The sequence below is a fragment of the Streptomyces sp. BV286 genome, from assembly GCF_019090165.1.
Lineage (GTDB): Bacteria > Actinomycetota > Actinomycetes > Streptomycetales > Streptomycetaceae > Streptomyces.
Genome location: NZ_JAHRIB010000181.1, coordinates 90599 through 111958 on the forward strand (window position 1 = coordinate 90599; position 21360 = coordinate 111958).

At 69.3% G+C, this 21360-nt stretch carries 19 protein-coding genes; 9 read left to right on the forward strand and 10 right to left on the reverse strand.

Features of this window, described 5'->3' with window-relative positions; translation table 11 throughout:
• The first annotated feature begins 93 nt into the window (after positions 1-93).
• Together KUF83_RS35490 and KUF83_RS35495 are read left to right on the forward strand one after the other, a co-directional pair.
• Entirely contained in the window at positions 94-822 is a 729-nt protein-coding gene (locus KUF83_RS35490) for a class I SAM-dependent methyltransferase (protein WP_217459152.1), read from the forward strand.
• A complete protein-coding gene (locus KUF83_RS35495) occupies positions 819-1430 on the forward strand; it encodes a DedA family protein (protein WP_217459153.1) in 612 nt (203 codons plus the stop codon). The genes KUF83_RS35490 and KUF83_RS35495 overlap by 4 nt, the downstream gene beginning before the upstream one ends.
• A gap of 117 nt (positions 1431-1547) precedes the next feature.
• Here KUF83_RS35495 and KUF83_RS35500 read toward each other — a convergent pair whose 3' ends face one another.
• Positions 1548-2552: an NADP-dependent oxidoreductase gene (locus KUF83_RS35500; protein ID WP_217459154.1), complete on the reverse strand. Its 1005-nt coding sequence runs from the start codon at positions 2550-2552 to the stop codon at positions 1548-1550.
• Between the two features lie 100 nt (positions 2553-2652).
• Between KUF83_RS35500 and KUF83_RS35505 the strand changes: the two genes are divergently transcribed.
• Positions 2653-3552, forward strand: coding sequence for a LysR family transcriptional regulator (locus KUF83_RS35505; protein WP_217459155.1), 900 nt, complete (start codon positions 2653-2655; stop codon positions 3550-3552).
• Between the two features lie 509 nt (positions 3553-4061).
• Positions 4062-4457 carry an NUDIX hydrolase gene (locus KUF83_RS35510; protein WP_254644831.1) on the forward strand — a complete coding sequence of 132 codons (396 nt, stop codon included), beginning with the start codon at positions 4062-4064 and terminating at the stop codon, positions 4455-4457.
• A 170-nt stretch (positions 4458-4627) separates the two neighbouring features.
• Here the strand turns inward: KUF83_RS35510 and KUF83_RS35515 are convergent, their stop codons facing one another.
• On the reverse strand, positions 4628-5083 hold the full coding sequence (locus KUF83_RS35515) for a GNAT family N-acetyltransferase (RefSeq protein WP_308403287.1): 456 nt from the start codon (positions 5081-5083) through the stop codon (positions 4628-4630).
• Positions 5084-5393: 310 nt separating this feature from the next.
• Here KUF83_RS35515 and KUF83_RS35520 point away from each other — a divergent pair, with 310 nt between their 5' ends.
• Positions 5394-6521: a cellulose binding domain-containing protein gene (locus KUF83_RS35520; RefSeq protein WP_217459158.1), complete on the forward strand. Its 1128-nt coding sequence runs from the start codon at positions 5394-5396 to the stop codon at positions 6519-6521.
• An 81-nt stretch (positions 6522-6602) separates the two neighbouring features.
• Here the strand turns inward: KUF83_RS35520 and KUF83_RS35525 are convergent, their stop codons facing one another.
• Positions 6603-7277, reverse strand: a complete 675-nt coding sequence (locus tag KUF83_RS35525; protein ID WP_217459159.1) for a DUF6461 domain-containing protein — start codon at positions 7275-7277, stop codon at positions 6603-6605.
• A 366-nt stretch (positions 7278-7643) separates the two neighbouring features.
• Here KUF83_RS35525 and KUF83_RS35530 point away from each other — a divergent pair, with 366 nt between their 5' ends.
• Entirely contained in the window at positions 7644-8873 is a 1230-nt protein-coding gene (locus tag KUF83_RS35530) for a GNAT family N-acetyltransferase (protein WP_217459160.1), read from the forward strand.
• 427 nt (positions 8874-9300) lie between these two features.
• Positions 9301-9774: a hypothetical protein gene (locus tag KUF83_RS35535; RefSeq protein WP_217459161.1), complete on the forward strand. Its 474-nt coding sequence runs from the start codon at positions 9301-9303 to the stop codon at positions 9772-9774.
• Positions 9775-9955: 181 nt separating this feature from the next.
• Here the strand turns inward: KUF83_RS35535 and KUF83_RS35540 are convergent, their stop codons facing one another.
• Positions 9956-10192 (reverse strand): hypothetical protein, encoded by a 237-nt coding sequence (locus tag KUF83_RS35540; RefSeq protein ID WP_217459162.1) that lies wholly within the window; start codon positions 10190-10192, stop codon positions 9956-9958.
• A 130-nt stretch (positions 10193-10322) separates the two neighbouring features.
• Between KUF83_RS35540 and KUF83_RS35545 the strand changes: the two genes are divergently transcribed.
• The gene (locus tag KUF83_RS35545) at positions 10323-10994 is read left to right on the forward strand and encodes a hypothetical protein (protein WP_217459163.1); all 672 of its coding nucleotides are present in this window, start codon (positions 10323-10325) and stop codon (positions 10992-10994) included.
• Positions 10995-11017: 23 nt separating this feature from the next.
• On the opposite strand, the gene KUF83_RS35550 is transcribed toward KUF83_RS35545, so the two are convergent.
• A complete protein-coding gene (locus KUF83_RS35550) occupies positions 11018-15241 on the reverse strand; it encodes a WD40 repeat domain-containing serine/threonine-protein kinase (protein WP_308403288.1) in 4224 nt (1407 codons plus the stop codon).
• Here KUF83_RS35550 and KUF83_RS35555 point away from each other — a divergent pair.
• The gene (locus KUF83_RS35555) at positions 15176-16333 is read left to right on the forward strand and encodes a hypothetical protein (protein ID WP_217459165.1); all 1158 of its coding nucleotides are present in this window, start codon (positions 15176-15178) and stop codon (positions 16331-16333) included. The two genes, KUF83_RS35550 and KUF83_RS35555, sit on opposite strands and share 66 nt — an antisense overlap.
• Before the next feature lie 95 nt (positions 16334-16428).
• On the opposite strand, the gene rox is transcribed toward KUF83_RS35555, so the two are convergent.
• From rox to KUF83_RS35580, 5 genes are all read right to left on the reverse strand, one after another.
• Positions 16429-17979, reverse strand: a complete 1551-nt coding sequence (gene rox / locus KUF83_RS35560) for a rifampin monooxygenase (RefSeq protein ID WP_217459166.1) — start codon at positions 17977-17979, stop codon at positions 16429-16431.
• A 230-nt stretch (positions 17980-18209) separates the two neighbouring features.
• Positions 18210-18485, reverse strand: coding sequence for a hypothetical protein (locus KUF83_RS35565; protein ID WP_217459167.1), 276 nt, complete (start codon positions 18483-18485; stop codon positions 18210-18212).
• A gap of 102 nt (positions 18486-18587) precedes the next feature.
• Positions 18588-19163, reverse strand: a complete 576-nt coding sequence (locus KUF83_RS35570; RefSeq protein ID WP_217459168.1) for a hypothetical protein — start codon at positions 19161-19163, stop codon at positions 18588-18590.
• The gene (locus KUF83_RS35575) at positions 19160-20554 is read right to left on the reverse strand and encodes a hypothetical protein (protein ID WP_217459169.1); all 1395 of its coding nucleotides are present in this window, start codon (positions 20552-20554) and stop codon (positions 19160-19162) included. The genes KUF83_RS35570 and KUF83_RS35575 overlap by 4 nt, the downstream gene beginning before the upstream one ends.
• Positions 20551-21360: an ABC transporter ATP-binding protein gene (locus KUF83_RS35580; RefSeq protein WP_217459170.1), complete on the reverse strand. Its 810-nt coding sequence runs from the start codon at positions 21358-21360 to the stop codon at positions 20551-20553. Before KUF83_RS35580 ends, KUF83_RS35575 begins: the two co-directional genes overlap by 4 nt.

The following is a 21360-nucleotide window of genomic DNA, read 5'->3' on the forward strand; positions in this document are numbered from 1 at the left end:
CGATCGACGATGCCCACCCCCTACTTTCGTAGGGGGACACCGCCGCAGAACGGCTGATCCGATGCCGTACGCCGCCTCCTAGCGTCAATTTCCATGAACCACTGGACCACCTCCCACGACCGTGTCCTGGCGCAGCGCAACGCCGAAGGCTGGATGTTCCTCATCGAAGCGGCCCGTGATCTGCGCACCACCGGCGCCATAGCCCCCAGCAGCACGGCTCTGGCCCGCGCGCTCACCGAACCCGTTCGCATCCAGGCGCCCCGCCCCCTGGCGGTCCTGGAAGCCGGTGCCGGCACCGGCCCGGTCACCCGCGCCCTGCTCCCGCAGCTGTCCCGCGGCAGCCGCCTGGACATCGTCGAGGCCAACCCACGCTTCGCCGCGCGACTGCGCCAACTCGTCGCCACCGACCCACACCTGACTGCCAGGTCCCAGCAGGTGACCGTGCACCAGACCTACGTCGAGCAGCTCGACACCGACCAGCGCTACGACGTCATCGTCTCGGGACTGCCCCTGACCAACTTCAACCCCGAGCAGGTCGAGCGCATCATGGACCGCTACCTGGAACTGCTCCATCCCGGCGGCACCCTGACCTACTTCGCCTACCTCGGCACCCGGAAGGCCCGTGCCCTGACGGCATCGCGGGACGAAGCCCGCCGCCACGCCGCAGTGGACGACATCATGGCCGCCTATCAGCGCTCGTACGCCACGGGCCGCTGGACAGTGTGGGGCAATCTTCCTCCCGCCCACGTCTGGCACCTGCAACGTCCTCTCACCACCGCCGCGGATGCCCCCCAGGCGCAGTTCGACGGGGCCGGGCGGTGAACGCGCTGTCCGACACCCTCGGCCACCTCCCGCCGGCCTCCGCGTACGCGGTGGTGGCCGCCGCGGTCCTGGCCGAATCGATCCTCCTCGTCGGCGCCTTCATCCCGACACTCACTCTGCTCCTGACTGCGGGCGCGCTGGCCCGTACCGGCCACATCAGCCTTCCACTCGTCATCGCAGCCGCGGCCGCAGCCGTGATGGCAGGGGACTTCCTCGCCCATCGCACCGGCCGATTTCTCGGTGACAGGCTGCGCGGAGGCCGCATGGGCCGCCGGATACCGGGCCCCGCCTGGCATCAGGCCGAGACCCTGATGACGCGCCACGGTGGCCGAGCGGTCTTCCTCGCCCGGTTCCTGCCGGTGGTGCGCACCCTCGCCCCGCACTGCGCGGGCGTCACCCGCCTGCCCTACCGGCGTATCGCCCCCTACAGCATCGTCGCCGCCTGCACGTGGGCCACCGCCGAAGCCGGGATCGGATACGCCGCCGCGGCCACCCTCCGGCACACCCTCACACTGGCCGGCCCCGCGTTCGCCCTGGTCGCACTACTTGCCATCGGAGGCACACTGATGTGGCACGGGATGCGCCGCCGTCCACCACCCAGCCAGTAGCGATCACGGTGAGGACCGATTACCGGGGCCTCCCCGCTCTGCTCTGACCTGGCATTGCCTGGCTTCGGTGCGCGGCCGCCGAAGTGATGCGGAACGCGCGCGACGGCCGGACCAGTCCTACGCGTGGTCCCGCACGATGATCTTTCCGGTGTTCTTGCCGTTCAGCATGCCCAGGAATGCGTCCACGATGTGCTCGAACCCGTCCACCACCGTCTGGTCCAGCGCCAGCCGGCCGCTCTGCAGATGGGGGACCGCGAACTCGTACAGCTCGTCCTGCAGGTCGCGGTAGTTGCTGACCAGGAAGCCCTCCATGCGGAGGCTCTTCTCCACGATGTCCGAGTAGTTGAAGTGCGGCGGGGGCGCGTCCGGGGTGTTGTAGCGGCTGATGGTGCCGATCCGGACGATGCGCCCGAACTCGCGCAGGGCGCCCACCGCGGCGGCCAACTGTTCGCCGCCGACGTTGTCGACGAAGACGTCGATGCCGTCCGGTGCAGCCTTGGCAAGCAGTTCAGCAGCGGGGCCGCTGTGGTAGTCGAACGCCGCGTCGTAGCCCACCTCCCGGGTCAGGTGGTCCACCTTGGCCGCCGAGCCCGCGCTGCCCACGAGTCGGCCGACGCCCAGCAGCCGGGCGAACCGGCCAGTGGCCGTACCGACGCCGCCGGCTGCGGCGGAGACGAAGAGTTTGTCGCCCTCGCGGAGCCGGGCGATGCGGGTGAGGCCCACGTAGGCGGTCAGTCCGGTGCCGCCGAGGACGCTCAGGTACGCCGTCAGAGGGACCCCGTCGAAGCGGGGTAGTTTGCGGATCTCCTCGGGTCGGACCACGGAGTGCGTGCGCCAGCCCTGCCGGTGGAACACGATCTCGCCCTCGGGCAGCTCCGGCGTCCGCGAGGCGACGACGCGCCCGAGGGTCCGGCCCTCGAGCGGTGCGTGGAGCGCGAAGCCGCCGGGCACGTCGTCCATCATTTCGCGGTGGTACGGGTCGACGGACCAGTAGAGGTTCTCCACGAGCGCGGTGCCGACCGCAGGGTCGGGAATCGCGGACTCGACGAAGGCGAAATCCTTGGTGGCGGGGAAACCTTGGGGGCGGGCGGTCTGCTGGACGGTGATCGCGAGCTCGGTCATGACGGGACCGTAGGACGGGAATGGAGCCCTCGGGCAGGCGGTTGGGCTCATGTGACGCCCTGTTCCATGAGCAGTTCTCATACCTTGAGGTGAGCGCCCTGTGGCCCGCACGACCGACACCGATCTCGCTCCGCACGAACTGCGCGTCCTGGTGGCGGTTGCGGACGCCGGCGGCTTCTCGGCCGGGGCCGAGGCACTCGGCCTCACGCAGTCCGCGGTCTCCCACTCGGTGCGCGGCAGCGAGCGCAAGATCGGCGCCGTTCTGTTCGAACGCGGCCGCAGTGGTGCGAGACCCACTCCGGCGGGGGAGATGGCTGTGGCACACGCGCGCCGTGCCCTGCGGCTGCTGGACGTTCTCGTCGCCGAGGCGCGGCAAGCCGCCCGGTCCGAGGCGACGCAGGGGCCGGAGGGCCCGCTGCGGATCGCGGCCTTCCGCAGCACCGCGCTGCACCTGCTGCCGCCGGTCCTGCAGCGGCTGCGCGCGCGGTATCCCGGGATCGAGCCGCAGGTGCGGATCGTCCGCGAGGTCGGGCGCGGCACGGCGGGCGAGGTGGCCGACGGGCGGTCGGATCTCGCCCTTGCCACCTTGGACGGAGCGCCGCTGCCGCCGGGACTGGTGGCGAGCGGACTTTTCGAAGAGTGCTACTCCCTGGTGCATCCGGCCGGACACCCGGCTCCGCGCTCGCTGCCGCTGGTCGACTGGGCCGAGAACTGCGGCTCGTACACCCGCGCTTGGTGGGGCGCGCAGGACTGGATCCCGCGAGCCACGATCGAGGCCGAGGACGACGGAGCAGTGCTCTCACTCGTGAACGGGGGGCACGGAATGGCGATCATGCCCGCGCTCTCCCTGGTCGGAGCAACGGACTCGATCGAGATCACCGATCTCGGTCCGGAGCGCCCGACGCGCCGTGTTGGCTATGTGACCACCCCGGAGCTCGCCGACTCCGCCGTCGTGCGTGCTCTGGTGCGGGAGCTGCGGGCCGCCGGATCCGCCATCTGACGAGTAGCGGGCAGCCAGGTCAAGGCCTCGGCTTCTGCGCCGACAACGGCATCCTCGCCGAGGTCGAGGTGCTTCCTTCATCTCAGGTGAACGAATCCCTCGACCGCCTCCGCCGCAGCGACGTCCGCTACCGCTTCGTACTCGACATGTCCGATCTGAGTTGAGCGCCCGTCCTGCCTGCCCTCCAGCCCTCGCGTCGCCGGTCAACCGGGCCGCCAGCACATCGAGTTGGTCGACCGCTGCGCGCCGCTCTCCGTCAGGGCCGCAGGAGAGGCGCCAATGAGGACCGCATCCAGGCGTTGCGGCACACCGACCAAAGGCTCGGCGGCGATCCTTGCGAGTTGGCACTTGGGGACGCCCGGTCGGTACCGTTCCACGCAAGTGGTGCCCCCGCTCCCCTTCAGATGGGTGCCACACCCTGCCCACCGTTTCCCTCACCCCTCCGAGGCCTCGTGCGACGACTCCTTGTCCGTGTCTGGCGGTTGCTGCGCCCTGTCCAGAGCCGCGTCATGTGGCTCCTGAACGCCAAGTTCGTCGTGGGCGTGACTGGTGTCGTGCGTGACGGCGAGGGACGGGTCCTGCTGCTGCGGCACCGCATGTGGTCTCCTGGCCGCCAGTGGGGACTGCCGAGCGGCTTCGCGCGCAAGGGCGAGGACTTCCGTTCGACCGTGGTGCGCGAGGTCAAGGAGGAGACGGGACTCGATGTGGAGGCAGGTCGTCTGGTGATGCTCAACAGTGGATTCCGCACCCGGCTGGAGGTGGCCTACGAGGCCCGCCTGGTGGGTGGGGAGCTCAGCCTCGATCCTTTCGAGATCCTGGAGGCCCGCTGGTGCCGGCCGGACGACCTCCCTGAGGGGGTCCAGCCGGTGTGCCACCCGCTGGTACGGGGCGAGACGACGCCGTGACTGGTTGAGCGCCGTTTCACGCCCGGCTGTCCGAGTCAGGTCTCGCTGCACACCCGCACCTCCGCGCCCAATTCCCGCAACCGCACCGCGAGTCCCACCAGCGGATCGATGCCCCGCGCGAGTCGTATCCCGGCCCGGAGACAGTGGCCGCGGCGTCATCGAGCGCTTCGCTACAGCTCCCGTTCGGCAACGATCTCGCCGTCGACCACCTCGCCGGTGACGCGGAACCCGAGCCGCGCGTAGAAGGGCTCCGGCCCACCGTCACCCGGCCCCCACGACACCCACAGCCGTCGTTCACCGCGACGCCGGGCCTCGGCACACACCGCCGCCACCGCGAAGCTGCCGTATCCCCGGCGCTGCTGATCCGCAGCGATGTTGAGGCGCCACAGATAACTCCGATACGGCTCCACGGTGTTCGCCGGGTCGAAGCCGGCCATGACGAACCCGACCAACCGCTCCCCGTCACGGATCGCCCGGGGCCAGGCGACCTCCCCGTACGCGTAGGCCTCGGCCAGTGAGGTCACGACCGGGTCGACGAATCGCTCCTGGCCGGGCCCCACGCGCAGTCGGCACACCGCATCGACGTTCTCCGGAGTGATCTTCACCAGATGCAGGGATGGGCTCACGAATCGACACTCCTCGTATGACCGGTCAGCATCAACTACTACCACCCGGCCGCCCAAACGTCGCCGCCCGACCGCCCAAGACCAAGCCGGTGCGGCCCGCATGAGGCGAGGCTCGCACAGGCAGGTGATGCAACATCGGCCCTACGGGCCGCACGCCGGGCATTCGCATCGCACGGCTACCGCAAGGGTTGTCAGGGTCATGGCTGCCTTCTACAGTCCCAGCAGAACGGAAATGGGAGCGCTCCCAACACGGGGAACCCGGGAGTGCCAGCACCACGTCCATCTCCCGGCAGCTCCGAAAGAGGTCCCCATGCGACCGTTACCGCATCTTCCACGAGCCGTGCGCGGCGCGCTGGGCGCGCTCGTCACCGCGTTCGCGACCATCGCCGCACTCTCCACCGCCACGCTGCCCGCCCGCGCCGACACGACCGTCTGCGAACAGTTCGGCTCGACCGTCGTCCAGGGGCGCTATGTCGTCCAGAACAACCGCTGGGGCACCAACGACCCCCAGTGCGTCACCGCCACCGACACCGGCTTCCGGGTCTCCCGGGCCGACGGTTCCGTACCCACCAACGGCGCGCCCAAGTCGTACCCCTCCCTGTTCAACGGCTGCCATTACACCAACTGCTCGCCGGGCACCGCTCTCCCCGCGCAGCTCTCGAGCATCTCCAGCGCGCCGAGCAGCATCTCGTACGGCTATGTCGGCGATGCCGTGTACAACGCCTCGTACGACATCTGGCTGGACCCGGCGCCCCGCACCGACGGCGTGAACCGGACCGAGATCATGATCTGGTTCAACAAGGTGGGCCCGATCCAGCCCATCGGCACCCAGGTCGGCACGGCGACCGTGGGCGGACGCACCTGGCAGGTCTGGTCGGGCAACAACGGTGCCAACGACGTCCTGTCCTTCGTCGCCCCGTCGGCGATCGGCAGTTGGAGCTTCGACGTGATGGACTTCGTCCGGCAGGCGGTGACCCGGGGACTGGCGCAGAACAACTGGTACCTGACGAGCGTTCAGGCCGGCTTCGAGCCCTGGCAGAACGGCACGGGCCTGACCGTGAACTCGTTCTCCTCGACCGTCAACACAGGGGGCGGCGGGCCCGGCGGCCCGGGCGGCGGCGCGGCCTGCGAGGTGGCGTACACCACGAACGTGTGGCAGGGCGGCTTCACCGCGAACGTCACCGCCACCAACACCGGTTCGGCGCCCCTCGACGGCTGGCGACTCGCCTTCACCCTGCCCTCCGGCCAGAGCATCACCAGCGCCTGGAACGCCTCCGTGTCGCCGTCCTCGGGACCGGTCACGGCGAGCGGCCTCGCGCACAACGCGAGCATCTCCCCCGGCGGCAGCCAGACGTTCGGGTTCCAGGGCACCTACAGCGGCGCCTTCGCCGCTCCGGGCGGGTTCAGCCTCAACGGGACTGCCTGCACGCGGGCGTGACCCCGAGGTCGCCCACAAGATGATCCACGGCTAGTGAGCCTGGATCCCAGGGCGCAGTTTCCCGCATCACAGAAGCGGACCTCAACGGCCCGCGGACCGGGGCGACTCACGGCCGGGCCCGGTTCGCGCGGCCGTGGGGGCAGTTCCGCGGGGAACCGGTCCCTCGCCCGCGTAGGTGTCGCCGTGTGGTGCGGACGGCACCTCGTCCTCGGCGAGCGTCAGGCTGGGCCAGGGCCTGGCGAGGGTCGCGTCGTCCAGGGTGATGCCGAGGTGGTCGAGGATGAGGGCCATCACGGGCGCCATCCCGGCGTCCTCGCCCTCGTGCGCGGCGAGTGCCGCCTCGACCCGATCCCACCAGGCTGTGGTCGGCTCGGGCCGGGTGTACTCCATGCCGGGCTCAAAATTCTCGACGCACTCGCCGTCACGCCAGTACTGAAAGACGTTCATACCGTCGGTGGTCGCCATGCTGTACGTCTCGGTACCCCGGGACAGCTTCGCGAGCGGGCCGTCCAAAGCACCGATGCCGCCATCCTCCTCGACGCAGAACGTCCACTCACCGAGTGAGCCGGCCCGCAGGAGCGAGGCCTCCTCGTCGCCCGGGGCAAGATCCAAGGCAGCATCCCAGTCGAGCAGGCGCGCCTGGTCCGGGTCGGCCCCGTACCGGGTGAAAACCTCCTCAGAGCTCACGCCCCGGGTGAAGGTGACACACACCCAGGCCACGGCCCAGCGGAGCGAATCAACCGCGTCTGCCGTCATCTCTTGCCTCCGTCGTTCACTTGGGGTGCCGCTCGCCGGCCACCGGCCCGGCAGCCTTCCGGCCATGCGGATGCCACGACCCCACCGACGAGGAGCCCGGCTCATGCTGCCTGACGCAGGCGATGCCCTCGGTCCCGGGGCCTCGCCAGGCGCCGGGCCGACGTCCTCTTCGCGATGCTCTGCGACGGCACCCCTACTGGCCTTCGACCTTGACCAAACACATCGGGGCACCCCCGGGACCCGGGCTGTGCCGCGTCCGGCTGCGGGCCCGGCCGTAATTCGCTTGCCCTGGCTACGGGTTGACGCTGCACTGTGGCCAGACACCATGAGTCGTGGTGCCGGTATTCCGAGGAGGCAGCGGCAACAATGGAGATCCGTCCCACGACCGACAAGGATCTCGACGTCTTCGTCGACACAGTCCATGCCGCGTTCGGGCTCTTCCCGGAACCCCCGGTCGAGGGCGGCGGGCTCTGGTGGTCGGCGCTCGAAATGGACCGCTGTCTGCTCACCCTGACGCCGGACGGGCGGCCTGTCGGCACCGCCGCCGCGCACTCCTTCGAGCTCACCCTGCCCGGTGAGACCCTCGTCCCGGTCTCCGGGGTGACCGCCGTCGGCGTCCTGCCCTCGCACCGGCGCCAGGGCGTGCTCAGCGCGATGATGCGGCATCAGCTCGCTGAGTTGCGGGCCGGCGGGGAGTTCCTTTCCGTGCTGCTGGCCTCCGAGGCCTCGATCTACGGCAGGTTCGGCTACGGACCGGCGACCTACACGGCGCAGCTGACGGTGGAGCGCCCCAAGGCTGATCTCGCCGTTTCCCGGGCACGCGGAGTGGCCGACGCACCAGCGGCCGGCTCGGACAACGGCTCGGTCGAGGTGCTGCGTCGGGCCGAGTGCGGCGCGATTCTGGAAGAGGTCTACGACCGGTACCGCCGCGCCCAGCCCGGCGCGCTGTCCCGCCCGCACCGCTGGTGGGCCTTGCGCGCGGGGCAGCCGCCTATCTCGCCGACGCCGCGCTACGTCGCCGTCCACCGGGACGCCGACGGCGTCCCGGACGGGTACGCCAGCTACTCGGTCAAGTCCGGCACCCTGACTGTCGACGAGACCATCACCACCGACGACGCCGTCTTCACGGCCCTGGCCCGGTTCGTACTCGGACACGACCTGGTCTCAAAGGTCGTGTTCAAGCACGTCCCACCCCAGCACCCGCTGCGCTGGCAGTTCGCGGACTTCCGCGCCGGCGAGGTGAGCGACGACATGGACTGGCTCTGGGTGCGGCTGCTGGACGTCCCGCGTGCGCTGACCGCGCGCGGCTGGGTCACGGACGGCGAGCTCGTCCTCGATATCGACGACCCGTTCTTCGGCGAACACGGCCGCTACCTGCTGACCGTCCGGGACGGCAAGGCCGACTGCGTCCCCACGGACCGGAAGCCCGACCTGTCCCTGGACGTGCGCGACCTGGGCTCCGTCTACCTCGGCGGCACCGCCCCGAGCACGCTCATACGTGCCGGACACATCCAAGCCCACCGCCCAGACGCGGCCGCCCTCGCTGACTCCCTCTTCCGCGCCGACCGTCCCCCGCACTGCCTGCACTGGTTCTGACCGCGTGCTCGCCGACCCTGCACCAGTCTCGTCAGCCCATAGTCACCCGTCGGGGCGGATGCCACCGACGGGCGAAGTGGCGAGTGGGCCGAGCCAGAGGCGGGGCAAGGGCGGCCGGGCTGGAGCGGGCACACCGTCACGAACGGGCGGACAACCTCGCCTCCCCGCGGCGGCTCGGCGAGTAACTGACCCACCACCGCCGCCTCGTCCACGGGCGGGCGGCCCGGAAATGCATCGCCTACTGGGCACGCTGCCACGCCATGCCGGTGAACCCATGTGGTCACAGCACCAGCAGCAGTCATGCACCCCGACACCGAGGGAGCCTCAGCCCGGTCAGTTCACCCCCTGCCCTACGGCGGCTTGCCACCACCTCTGCCCTGCGAAGGCCCCACGGCGCCGGTAGAGCTACCTGTTCGGGGTGGAGAGCGTGGACAGAGATCGAACCGCCTTCGGTCTGGGACGGGGTTCCACGGGGTTTGGGCACTTCAGCGACCCGCCATTGCCGGACGTCGACCCCAGGACGTGCCGCACTGCTTGGCACGCCGCAGCACGGGCCGGCCACGGACGAGTCGGGGACTTCACCGAGCAGAAGTATCCGCGGAGCTTCCACACCGCCACGATCGACGACCGGGCCGGCACACAAGTCGCGCTGTTCCACGCCCACTTCCCGTTGGTCGCCTTCGTAGCCGAGCAACGCCACTGGCACACCACCGAGTTCCAGGATCCCCCGGCCTGGGCCACCACCCTCGATGACTTCGGCTTCACCATCCTGAGCGCGCTGCTGCTCCAGGCGCCGCTCACGGAGGCGGACACCTCTGCTCTGTCCGCCGGGGAGTGGCAGCAGATCAAGTACTGGCAGCCAGAGACCGTCGGCGCGGTTCTCTTCAATGAATGGGACTGATCGACGATCGGGAGCGGTTCGCGCGCGGGCTTCGTTGATCAGAACGGTCGGCGAGGTCGTGGGAGGCCAACAGCAGGGCGCCGCCGGGTGCGACGGTGTCCAGCAGGTCACGCAGCGCGGGGTAGGGGCGCCGACGCGCTCCGGCCGACCCGCCGCGGCCAGGAAGTGGGCTTCGCCGAACTCACTGCCGAGCTGTACTCGTACCCACGATCTCGATGGCGACCTGCAGCGGTGTCTCCGCGCGACCCAGCAGTTCCCGAGTGATCACGATCGCATGGATGACGGCCACACCGCGCTCGGCCAGGAAGGCCTGGACGGCCTCCATGCCGTCGCTCTCGAGGATGGGTCGTGACTGCTCGACCAGCGCGGCCCAGCGTGCGGCCTCCTCAGGGCGTAGTCCGTGGACGTAGTCGAACATGTCCTCTTCCTTCCGTGCTGAGCCGGTGGACGACTCACGTGTAGTGACGCCACGATGCCCACAAGGCATCCAGAGCCCTTGCTCCGCCGTCTCACCGACAGGATGCCCGACGAGACGCCATGATGGCCCGATGGAAGACGGGAACGCGTTGGCGACCCTCGCGGGAGCCCTCGTCGGCGTCCTGGCCACAGGGCTCGTAGGGTGGTTCGGCCCTCTGCGGCTCCAGAGGCGGCAGGCCGAGGCGAATGCCGGACTGCAGGAACAACTGCGCCTGCACGAACTGGGGCTGGAGGAGATGCGGACACGCAACGCTCTCGAGCTGCAACGCCTGCAGTACGAACACGAGCGGGAGTTGGGCGCGGTGCAGAGCGCACAGGCCCGGGTCGACCGCATCGTGTGCTTCCGTCTGGTGGGCAGCGCGTGGATGCAGGCGATCGTGGCCACGCTGAGCCGCCTGGAGGCAGGAGAGCAGGTGGAACTGGCAGCTTTCGACGAGGAGTTCGCAAGGCTGCGGCGGGAGACGGACGAGGCGGCAGCGCGACTGATGCTGGACGGGGTGTGGGTGTCGTCGGCCGATGACGAACAGGGGATGACGGCCCCGCTGTTCGCGGCGATGGCCCGCGCGACGGAGCTTCTGCGTCGCCATGTAGTGGGCGATGCGGCCCGCCCCGGCGTCGCGGCGGGTCCGGTTCCGGCGGAGGTGCGGGAGGCGGTGCGCGCGGCCGAAGCCGCACGGGAGCGTTTTCGGACGACACTGTTCGAATTGCTGGCGGTTGAGGGGGCAGGGGTGCGCCGCCTGTGAGGGAGCGCACGGTCTGCCCGGGATCAGGGACAGATGTTCCGGTAGGGAAGGTTCGGGATGTGGGTCTGCCACTCCTGCCTGCTCAACGTGCGGCTCGCTTCCGTGCATACGGCTTTGACGATCGCCTGCGGCGCCAAGGCGTAGCTCTCCAGCAGCGGGGTCTTCCCGTCGTCGTCGCTTCCGCCGTCGGAGGTGGTCAGTAGTTGTCCCGTGCGGGCGCTGAAGGCAAGGCGGGACGGCTGGTCCCTCAGGAGGAGCGGATCGCCCATCTTGCGGAGGGTGCTCGTGTCCCACAGCTCCACCGGGTCGCCATTCTGGGGAGCTGTGACCAGCGTGCGACCGTCCGCCGACAAGGCCATCTCTACTGGCGGTTCACCGAACAGCAATCCATGGCTCACCCAGTTCGATGCGACGATGCCAATGGACCGGCGCCGGGCAAGGTCCCACAGACGTACCCGTTCGTCCCCCTCGTCGGCTGCCAGTATGTGTCCGTTGCCACTGACGGCCACCCGCCTGGTGGATGAGCCGTGAAAGGGTCTACGGATGATGTCGGTTCGTGTGTCGACGATCTCGCCTTCGTCGGTAATGACCGTGGCGCTGTCCGGTGCAAAGGCGATGGGCAGGCCCGTGACCTTCGGGACCGAGCGGGTCACGCGACCGTTGGACACGGCCCACAGCCGCAGGGAGTTGGGCCCATGGGTCGCGAGGTGTCTGCCGTCGGCGGAGAGGACGACGCCCACCGGTGACTCGTAGTAGTAGGAACTGTTGCTCTCCCCGATACCTGGATGCAAAACGGCACGGACTCGATGCCGTTCTGTGTCCCAGACAGTAACCGCGCCCTTGCCGGTCACTGCCAGGGTGCGGCCGTCGCGGCTCAGCGAGATCCCCGACACTTTGGCGCCCTTGGCCGCGGTAAATGGTTTTCCGACCACCCGGCCACCCACGGTGTCGTGCAGTTCCACGAAGGACCGGGATGTTCCGCGTCCGGACTGCCGGCTCACCGCCAGACGGCTTCCGTCCCCGCTGAACGTCGCGTTGCGCGACGGTCCAATGCCGTACTGCGTGGCATGCGACTGCCATCCGATGGTGCGGACCGCTGAATGCTCGCGGTGGGCAAGCGTAGTCGCGACGTAGTGCAGGACGCGCGAGTTCCGTCCGAAGCTGATGCTCGGGGGCGTGTCCACCACGGGCAGTTCATAGCGCCCCACGGTGCCCTCTCCGGCGATGTCCTTGATCCAGATCGTTTCACGTTCGGCGATGGCCAGAAATTGACTGTCCGGGCTGAAAGCGAACTTGATGTCCCGAGCGCCCCTGACATCGTGCGCGGTGTATGGGAAAGCAGCGTCCTTCGCTGCACCGGTACGCGCGTTCCACAGGCCGAGGGCCCAGTCTCTGCTGCTGTCCACGGTGTCGGCGACTCCCCCGGCCACGCCCAGCAAGCGACTGTCCGGACTGAACTTCAACAAATCCACGCCATCGGTATGCAGCAGCGGCTGCCCGATACGTCGTCCGGATCGGGTGTCCCACAACTCCAGCGCATCATGCCGGACGACCGCGAGCCGCCGACCGTCGGGGCTGAGGGCCACAAATGACGGGCCGACGGACCGAACTCGGACGCGGACGGTCCTGCGGTCCTTCGTGGTGTCCCAGACGTGCAGTTCGCCGCCCTCGCTCGTCGCGACGGTCCCACCGTCGCCGGACACCTCCACGGGATCGCTCTCGGAAGTTCCATAGGCTTCTTTGCCGAATGAGCGTGACGATGGCCGCCAAAGCCTGACTCCGGCTTCGCTCGGCAGAGCGATCACGGATCCGTCCTGGTTCATGACGGCGCGCGAGAACACGGAATCGAACCCTTTTGCCCTCAGTGAGAGCGTGCCCTTGACCCTGCCGGTGGCGAGATCACTCACGATGATGCGGGCTCCGTCCCGCGCATGGGCAATGGTGGTCGTGTCGTCCGACAACATCGCTGTGCCCGCCGGAACGACGCGTTCGTCCCGCTCCGGCTGCGTGGCGGCTGCCAGGAGGCCCGAACGCGTCTCCTCGAGGTGCGCGATCTGCCAGGCCGCCACATTGAGCAACCTGGCGGTCAAGGGGTCCCAGCGCCGCAGGGCCTCGGCACGCGACGCGGCGCGACGGGCTGCGGACTCGATCTGTTCCCGCTGCAGACGCGTGCGGCGTTCCTCGCTCAGGGTATTGATGTTCCAGGCAACGGTGGCGCTGACCACGGCGAGGAATGCCAGCACCAGAGCTGTGACGGTCAGCCGCCGGCGCTGGGCGCGCCGTCGACGGCCTACCCGCTGAGCCGTCGCCAGGTAGGCCTGTTCAAGAGGACTGAGCCGCATGTGAGCCGGTGCCGTCGTCGACCATTCGACGGTCCGCTCGAGCTCGGTGCCCTGCACCAGCGCATCGTCCTTGCGCCCATGGCCCTGCCAGGATCGGGCACCCTCGCCCAAGCGGCGGTGAATGCGCAGCCCTTCCCGGTCATCGGAGATCCAGGAGCGCAGTCGGGGCCAAGCCACAACCAGAGCGGAGTTGCGGACTGCTACCCCGCTCACATCGCCGTCACCGCAGGTGAGCAATCCTGCTGCGGTGAACGCGGTGAGCACACCGCGGACCGATGCCGCGCGGCCCGGCGAGTCGGCGTCCGACAACTCCTCAAGAGCGACCGTGCGGACGGTGTCGCTCACGCCGGTGCGGTCGTCAGCAGGGACGACCATACGGAGGAACACTTCTCGCGCGGAGTCCTGTTCCGCGGTGCTCAGGCCGGCGAAGACATGCTCGGCGATGTCGCCGAGGGGCAACAGCGGGCCACTCGAGCCGACCGGTGGCCGCAACAACCGTGCCTGCCGGGTGCCCTCCGTCACGGCCACCTCCCCGTCCTGGCCGCAGGGCCCTCCCGGTCGGGACGTGAGACCGTACAGCAGCCCCATCGCGCTCGGCCGGTTCACCGGGTCCTCGTCCAAAGCGGCTCCCACCAGGGAACCCAGCGGTTCACTCAGCATCGACCGGTCATGCCGACCACCGCGAACGAGCGAGACGGTGTGTCCCAGGTGCTCGCCGCCGAACGGGTCACGGCCGGTCGCAGCGAACAGCACGGTGGCGCCCCAGGCGAAGACGTCCGCGCTCGGGCCGGCAGGCTTACCGTCGAACACCTCGGGAGCCGTGTAGGCGGGAGTCCCCGCGAGCCCGGCCGGCTGCGTAGCGGTGAGGTCCAACAGCCGGGCGACACCGAAGTCGATGACGACAGGCCCGCTGCACCCCAGCAGGACGTTGTCCGGTTTCAGATCCCGGTGCACCACCTGTGCGTCATGGATCCCGCACAGCGCGACGGCAACGGCGAGCGCCAGCCGGTGCAGGTCCTCACCCCGGAACGGCCCGTGCTCGTCCACCGCTGCCCGCAGGGTCGGTCCGTCGATGAACTCGCTCACGACATGCGGGCGCGGCCCGTGTACGACGGCCTCGATGAGTCGTGCGGTGCAGGCGACAGCAACCCTTTGGGTGGCCTCCACCTCTTTGATCAACCGCTGTGCCGCCTCGGAACCCTCCGCCTCCGTAGCGTGCAGCAACTTCAACGCGACACGGCCCCCTTCAGGGTCGTACGCCTCGTACACCGTGCCCTGTCCCCCACTGCCGACCCGGCGACCCAGCCGATACTTCCCGACGCACAAGGGCTGCGAGGACGCAGCCTCTCCAAGGGGCACCCGGTCTCCTGCCGGTCTCATGCCACACAGCCTGGCGCCACCACAGTTCGGTCGAGGCGATTCACGGCCTCGGCTCCCTCTTCCCCACGGCCGAACCAACGAGCCACCAGGCCGAAAGTCACATGATCTGCGGCTTCCGTTGCGATCCCCTGGTGGGACGCAACCGATGCGGACTCCTGCAGAGGCGAACCACCGGCTCCGTCTGATGCTCGGCGAGTTCCGCGGCCAGGACTTTCGAAGTACCTCGCCCAGACTTGGCAGTCCTCGTCGCGGAAGACCACGCCTCAGGCCGGGCGCCTCCCCGTTGGGGCACCGACGCCGACAACGTGGTCCGGCGGACGAGCCGCAGGTTCCCGAGGCGGGGATAGCGGGCAGCGGTGCATGAGGTACCCGCTCGCACCTTGCGCCGAGAGGACGGCGCGACACGTTCAACGGCAAGGACCATACTGGTCGGGCCTTGATCTCCCACAGAACGGTTCCATGGTTAAGAACAGCAGCTCTTCGACAACAGTCCCCGACACCGCGTGGCTGGCACGCGGGCGCCATCTCGGGTCCGAACCCGAGCAGGACGTGCGGCGCAACCTGATCGCCCTCAAGGCAGCCGGGGTCCTCGACGACTTCCTGGACCTCGACCCCGTGGAGGCGGCCCGCTCCACTGTCCTGCACCCGCGGGACGAGGCTGCCGACCCCGGCCCGTCAGCCCGTCGGCTCTTCGAGGCCCGCTGGCGCGTGGCCGACGACGTCACGGTGCGTGCACAGTTGACCATGTACGAGCACGATGCCCGCCGTACGGACGGCGCGGGCATCACCTGGGTCCTGGCCGCCGAGGCGGAGCAGGCATGGGACCCGCAGTGGCCCTCGCCCGCCACCATGTTCTGGCCGGACAGTGACCGCATCGCCTGGGACGACGACGTGGTGCCCGGAGTGCGACTGCGTACGGCGAACCACCTGCCGAAGGACGAGGACGAGCTCCGCCGCCGTCTGCGGGACTGCTCCCGCGACACCTGGTACATCCACGTGCTGGTGCATGAGGCCATGACGCCCGACGCGCGGGGGCGGCAGCCGGTCTCCACGTTCCTGCCACCGAGTCTGCGGCACCGGGTGGTCGAGCACCGGGCCGCACCGGCGCAGTCCGAGATCGCCGACTTCGCGATCCATCGGGAGCTGAAGGTGCGGATGCCGCGCGGCGGCGCCGTCGTCCTGCCCACGAAGCAGCGGAGCCCGGACTACGACGCGGAGCGCTTCACCGTGCACAGCGTTTTCCTGGACGGCTCAGAACCAGCAGAACTCCTCGACCTCATCGAGGAGTTCGCCACGCTGCCGCGACCGCTGCCCGAAGGTGCCGAGCAGGCCCTGACGCAGTTGCGCCAGGGCTGGCACCTGCTGACCCCGGACGAGGAGTTGGTGCACGCTCAGGGCATGGTCATCAAGTACGCCGAAGCGCTCGATGCCATGACCAAATCCTGTGATCTCTACCAGAAGGCGGCTGAAGCAGCGCAGGCCGCATTGGCGGAGTTCACCAGCGGTGACGCTGTGTCCGGGCCGCCGGTGCGGGAAGCGGCCGAGACGAGCAGCTCACCGCTCAACGCCATCATGAAGGGATTCGGCCGCTTCCGAGACCCGAACAGAGAGAAATAGGACGCCCGTCGCGTGTGCCCGCCGAGTGCCCGCCGGATGGCAACAGATCCCCGCCCTGACCATCGTGGAGCACTACAGCCGGGCCCCGCGCGGCATCAGTCGGCGGGCTTACCGAACCAGCGGGAGAGGTGGTCGTCCAGGTCCTGCTGATCGTCGCCGATCCAGGCGACGTGGCCGTCGGGGCGGAGCAGGACGCACGGAACGTCCAGTACCGCGGTGGGATCCGCGAGGTGCTCGACGCGGTCCGACCAGCCGCCGACGGTCAGGCGGCCGGTGCGGTCCAGCAGCAGTCCGCGGCCGCGATGCAGCAGACCGTAGAGGCGGCCCTGTTTCACCTCGATGTCGGGGAGGCGGCGGCCGAGCAGGTCGGGGCCTTCGCCGAAGTCGTAGCGGATGCCGATCGCGGTGATCTTCTCGATCAGACGGCGGTTCACCTCGTTGAAGTCCATCAGTTCGGTGAGGAGTCTGCGTACGGCTTGCGGGCCCGGTTCGGTGGATGCCAGCTCCGTCTGGGCGCGGGTGTTGTCCAGCACGTCCTCGGCTACCGGACGGCGTTCGGCCTGGTAGGTGTCCAGCAGCGTTTCCGGCGCCCAGCCGCGGACCTGAGCTGCCAGTTTCCAGCCGAGGTTGAATGCGTCCTGAACACCCAGGTTGAGGCCCTGTCCGCCCAGGGGTGGATGAATGTGTGCCGCATCGCCGGCCAGCAGCACTCGCCCGATCCGATAGCGTTCTGCCAGCCGGGTGGCATCCCCGAAGCGGGACAGCCAGCGCGGGGAATGAACGCCGAAATCGGTTCCGGCGATGGCGCGCAACTGTTGTCTGAAGTCTTCGAGGGTGGGCGGTTCCGCGCGGTCGCTGACTCCCGCGGCGGGGACCAGGACGCTGTATGCCCCCTCGCCGAAGGGCCTGAGCCAGAATCGCTTGTTGGCCTTGCCCATTTTGGTCATCTTGGCAGCGATTTCCTCCTGCGGAACGCCGACTTCCATCTCGCCCATCAGCGTCTCGGTGCGCGAGGGCTCACCGGGGAATCCCACACCGAGAAGTTTGCGCACGGTGCTGCGCGCACCGTCACAGCCGACGAGGTAGCGCGCACGCAGTTGTGCGCCGTCGGACAGTTCGACGGTCACGCCCTCGTCGTCCTGCTCGAAAGCGGCCACCGCATTACCACGCCAGACCTGCGCACCCAGTTGCATCACATGCTCTTCGAGCAGGCGAACGATGACCGGCTGCGGGATGCCCAGCAGATAGGCGTGGGCGGAATCCAGGCCTTGGGGTGCTGGTTTGTCGATGGCTGCGAAGAATCCGGCGGCCGGACGCCGTCTTCCGTGGTCGAGAATACGATCCAGCAGTCCGCGCATTGCCATCAGTTCGATACTGCGGATGTGCAGCCCGACGATGCGGACGAACGACACTGGTTCGGTTTCCTTCTCCAGAACGAGTACCCGAACATCGTGGAGCCGCAGCTCGGCGGCCAGCATCGCGCCGGTCGGACCGCACCCGGCAATGATCACGTCGAAGTCGAAGACGAGAGGTGCGCGGTCGGCGCCGGAGGCCGACGATCGGAGTCCGGGGATGTCGCCCACAGTGACGTCGCGCTCGGCCGTGTGGTTCGACGACGGCTCGGCGGTGAAGTGCGGAGAGTGCACAGGTGTTGCCCTTTCGGGAGGCCTGGACGGAAAGGCGCTCCCGGCGACACCTACGTCAATCGCCCGACCGTGACGGCAAGGGGGAGCACCCACATCGATACAGCGTTCATGGGTCTCACCTCCTCGGGCGGTGTCACGTTCGACTGCAAGTTACAAGCCCGGTCATCGCCCCGTCCAATGCTTTCTGCTGCTTTCTGCGCACTGCCCTGATGAGGTCCACTCATGGCGGCTCAGGGGCTGTCGCCGGACCAGTCGAAACGGGTCGGGTCGCCCGGCCGTGGGTCGTACAAGGCGTGTCCGCCTGCGCCGAACCGGCCGAGCTCGGTGGACAGGACGGCGCCGGCAGTGATCCGGTCCGGCGTCCAGTCGGTGACGTCCAGGAGCAATCCGTCCAGAGGACCGCCGACCAGGACCACGTAAGACCGGTCCCGTCGTGGGCCCGGGTCGGGGTCGTCATGGTCGTGGCCGTACACCCGACCGCGCAGAAGCTGCTCGTCGCCATTCACAGCACTCAGCCTGCCACCCGTCACTGACAACGGGCCCCGACGGCAGTCCGGCGGCCCGGGTGCCGGACCCGTGCCCTGCTCCGACGGACCGGACCGGTCCGGCTACCGTCTCGGTCCGGCGACGGCGTAGGCCGTGGTGCCGACGACCGTGAGGACCAGGGCCGTCCAGGTGCCCGCCGTGGTGCCGGGCGGCACCAGCATCCAGTTCGCCACCTGCGCCGGCACACTCGTGGCAGGCGGAGCGAAAAAGGAGAACGCGACCCAGGCGAACGGCAGCGTCCAGGCGTACTGGCCGCCCGAGAGCGCCGCCCCCAGGGCTGCGAGCCCCATCAGGCCCGCGCAGTCCCGCACGACGAACGCGATGGTGGCAGGATCCCCGCCCAGCGTCTGTACGGCCAGCAGCACCGTGCCGACGACCACGCCGCAGAGCAGCACGTGCGCCGCCCTGCGGGGTGCCCAGCGGATGGCGGCGGTCTGGTCCAGCGCGAGGTCCTGCCCGCTGAGCCCGATCGAGGCAGCCATCGCCCCCATGGCGAGGACGAGCGCGGGCAACCGCAGATCCGCAGGCTCCCCGGTGGCGTCCCGGGTGAGCGCCCACACTGCCATCGCGCTGATCACCACTGCCGCGAGCGACGCGGGTACCTGACGCGAACGCGCGTACAGCGTCAGCCATCTCACCGGGGCGCACCGCCTTTCAGTACGTCGAACGCGTCGCCCTCGCAGGAGAGCGCGGCGGCGCGCATCGCGTTGATCCGCGAGAGCTGTTCGGCCCGCGGGAGCGCCTTGAGTTCCTTCCACACCGGGCGGGACTCGGCGTCGACCTCGCGGCGCATGTTTGCCGGCGTGCCGGGAAGCATGCTGAGGTCTCCGAAGACCCAGCCCACCGCGACGGTCTGCGCGTATTCATCTCCCCCGAAGCCGCTCCAGCCGACGGGGGTGCATCCCGGCACCATGGCTTCGGCGACCAGGGCCCGGGTCAGCTGCTTGCCCTTCGCGGCGGCGATGATGTCGTCGTCGAAGTCGAAGAGCACGGTCTCGCGGGACCACTGCGGCGTGGAGCCTTCCGGCAGAACGGTGGTGTTCTCCCGGACCGAGACCGGCGCCTGGCTGCCCAGGGCGCCGCGCAGTAGGCGCAGCGCCTCCTTGCCGGGGCCCGCGAGGTCGGCGAGGTGTCCCTCGTACATCTCGGTCACACACACCGGCCCGTCACACACCAGCTCCGCCGCGGCCTCGTCGACGACGTACATCCGCCGCGGGTCGGTCGGGAGGACGAGCAGGGCGATCACCGCGCCCGCCACGACGGGGGTCAGGGCGATCATCCGGGCACGCAGGGTCGCGGCGACCAGGAGAGCGAAGCCGGTCGCGGCCATGCCGAGCAGCCAGATCGTCTGCCCGGCGTGCACGGACGCGGAGAGCGTTTCGAGCACATCGCGGATCTCTGTCTCCGGTGACAGCAAGGAGAGTTGGTTCGGCTCCGTGCTCGTGATCCCCATCGAGTTGGGGGCCGTTTCCGTCCGGCCCAGAGACATGTGCATGAGAGCCGTGAACGCGAGGGCGCCCATGGTCAGCAACGGCGGGGTGAGCGCGTACGGCAGGGCCCGCCCTGCTCCCATGCCCAGCATCGCCCCCGCGACGAGGAAGAGTGCCGCCACCAGTGAGATCGGCAGCCACCCGAGGTGCGTGTACTCGGTGTTGGCGAACACCTGGACCGCGCCCACGAGGACGAGGAGCGCGAAGGCCGAGACCAGCGTGATCGCCGTCGTGCCCGCAAGCATGGTCGCCCGGTGCCAGGCGGGCCTCGGGGTGCTCGTCAGCAACTCGGACATCTTCGAGCGGTGGTCGCGCAGGCCCTGCAGCGCCCCGAGCCCGACGGCCATCGGCCACAGGTAGAACTGCAGCGAGCGGGTCCACATCGCCAGGGACGTCCACTGGGCCGTCCACGCTGTGGCGCCTTGCCACCACTCTCCGGGGATCAGATACAGGAACGCCAGCGCGCTCGTCAGGACCACAGCGCCGGCCCACGGCGCGACGGAGCGCCTCAGTTCTATACGCAGGACACGGACGTTCACCAAGTCCCCCTTTCCTGCTTGGGGTTCTGCAGCATCGCCGAGTAGCCGCGCTCCAGCGGGCTGTCGCCCACGTGCTCGGGGCCGCCCACCGAGGCCAGCTCGTCCGGAGGGCCCTGGAAGACCAGCCGGCCCTCCGCGAAGAGCACCACGTCGGTGCACGCAGCGGCGACGTCCTCCACCAGATGGGTCGAGACGAGCACGCAGGTGTCGGCGCCCAACTCCTGCAGCAGCTCGCGAAAGCGAAGCCGCTGCGCCGGGTCCAGGCCGACCGTCGGCTCGTCCAGCAGCAGGATCGAAGGGTCGTTGACGATGGCCTGGGCGATGCCGACGCGCCGCACCATGCCGCCCGACAGTGTCTTCATCCGCTCATCGGCGCGGTCGGCCAGACCGACCCGCTCCACGGCACGCTGGACCGCCCCGGGGATGTCCGCCTTGGGCACCTCCTTCAGCCACGCCATGTACTCGACGAACTCGCGCACCGTGAAGCGCTTGTAATAGCCGAACTCCTGGGGCAGGTAGCCGATCCGGCGGCGCAGCGTACGGTGCTCGCCCATGCCGCCCGCGGACTGGCCGAGCAGTTCCAGGGTTCCTTGGGTCGGGCGCAGCACGGTGGCCAGCGTCCGGATGAGGGTGGTCTTGCCCGCCCCGTTGGGGCCGAGCAGACCGTGCACGCCGGTGCCGAGCTTCAGGTCGAGCCCGTCGACCGCCATCCGTTTCCGCCCGACTCTGACCTTCAGCCCGGTGGCCTGGATCTGCCAGGCGTATGTCGTCGGCGCGAGGTCGGCCGCGCTCACCGCGGTCTTCAT

Coding starts and splice junctions, on each gene's coding strand:
- KUF83_RS35580 (WP_217459170.1), bottom strand. CDS start 21,360: ATGAAGACCGCGGTGAGCGCGGCCGACCTCGCGCCGACGACATACGCC.
- KUF83_RS35530 (WP_217459160.1), top strand. CDS start 7,644: ATGGAGATCCGTCCCACGACCGACAAGGATCTCGACGTCTTCGTCGAC.
- KUF83_RS35490 (WP_217459152.1), top strand. CDS start 94: ATGAACCACTGGACCACCTCCCACGACCGTGTCCTGGCGCAGCGCAAC.
- KUF83_RS35540 (WP_217459162.1), bottom strand. CDS start 10,192: ATGTTCGACTACGTCCACGGACTACGCCCTGAGGAGGCCGCACGCTGG.
- KUF83_RS35500 (WP_217459154.1), bottom strand. CDS start 2,552: ATGACCGAGCTCGCGATCACCGTCCAGCAGACCGCCCGCCCCCAAGGT.
- KUF83_RS35525 (WP_217459159.1), bottom strand. CDS start 7,277: ATGACGGCAGACGCGGTTGATTCGCTCCGCTGGGCCGTGGCCTGGGTG.
- KUF83_RS35550 (WP_308403288.1), bottom strand. CDS start 15,241: ATGGCGCCCGCGTGCCAGCCACGCGGTGTCGGGGACTGTTGTCGAAGA.
- KUF83_RS35545 (WP_217459163.1), top strand. CDS start 10,323: ATGGAAGACGGGAACGCGTTGGCGACCCTCGCGGGAGCCCTCGTCGGC.
- KUF83_RS35520 (WP_217459158.1), top strand. CDS start 5,394: ATGCGACCGTTACCGCATCTTCCACGAGCCGTGCGCGGCGCGCTGGGC.
- KUF83_RS35555 (WP_217459165.1), top strand. CDS start 15,176: ATGGTTAAGAACAGCAGCTCTTCGACAACAGTCCCCGACACCGCGTGG.
- KUF83_RS35510 (WP_254644831.1), top strand. CDS start 4,062: ATGTGGCTCCTGAACGCCAAGTTCGTCGTGGGCGTGACTGGTGTCGTG.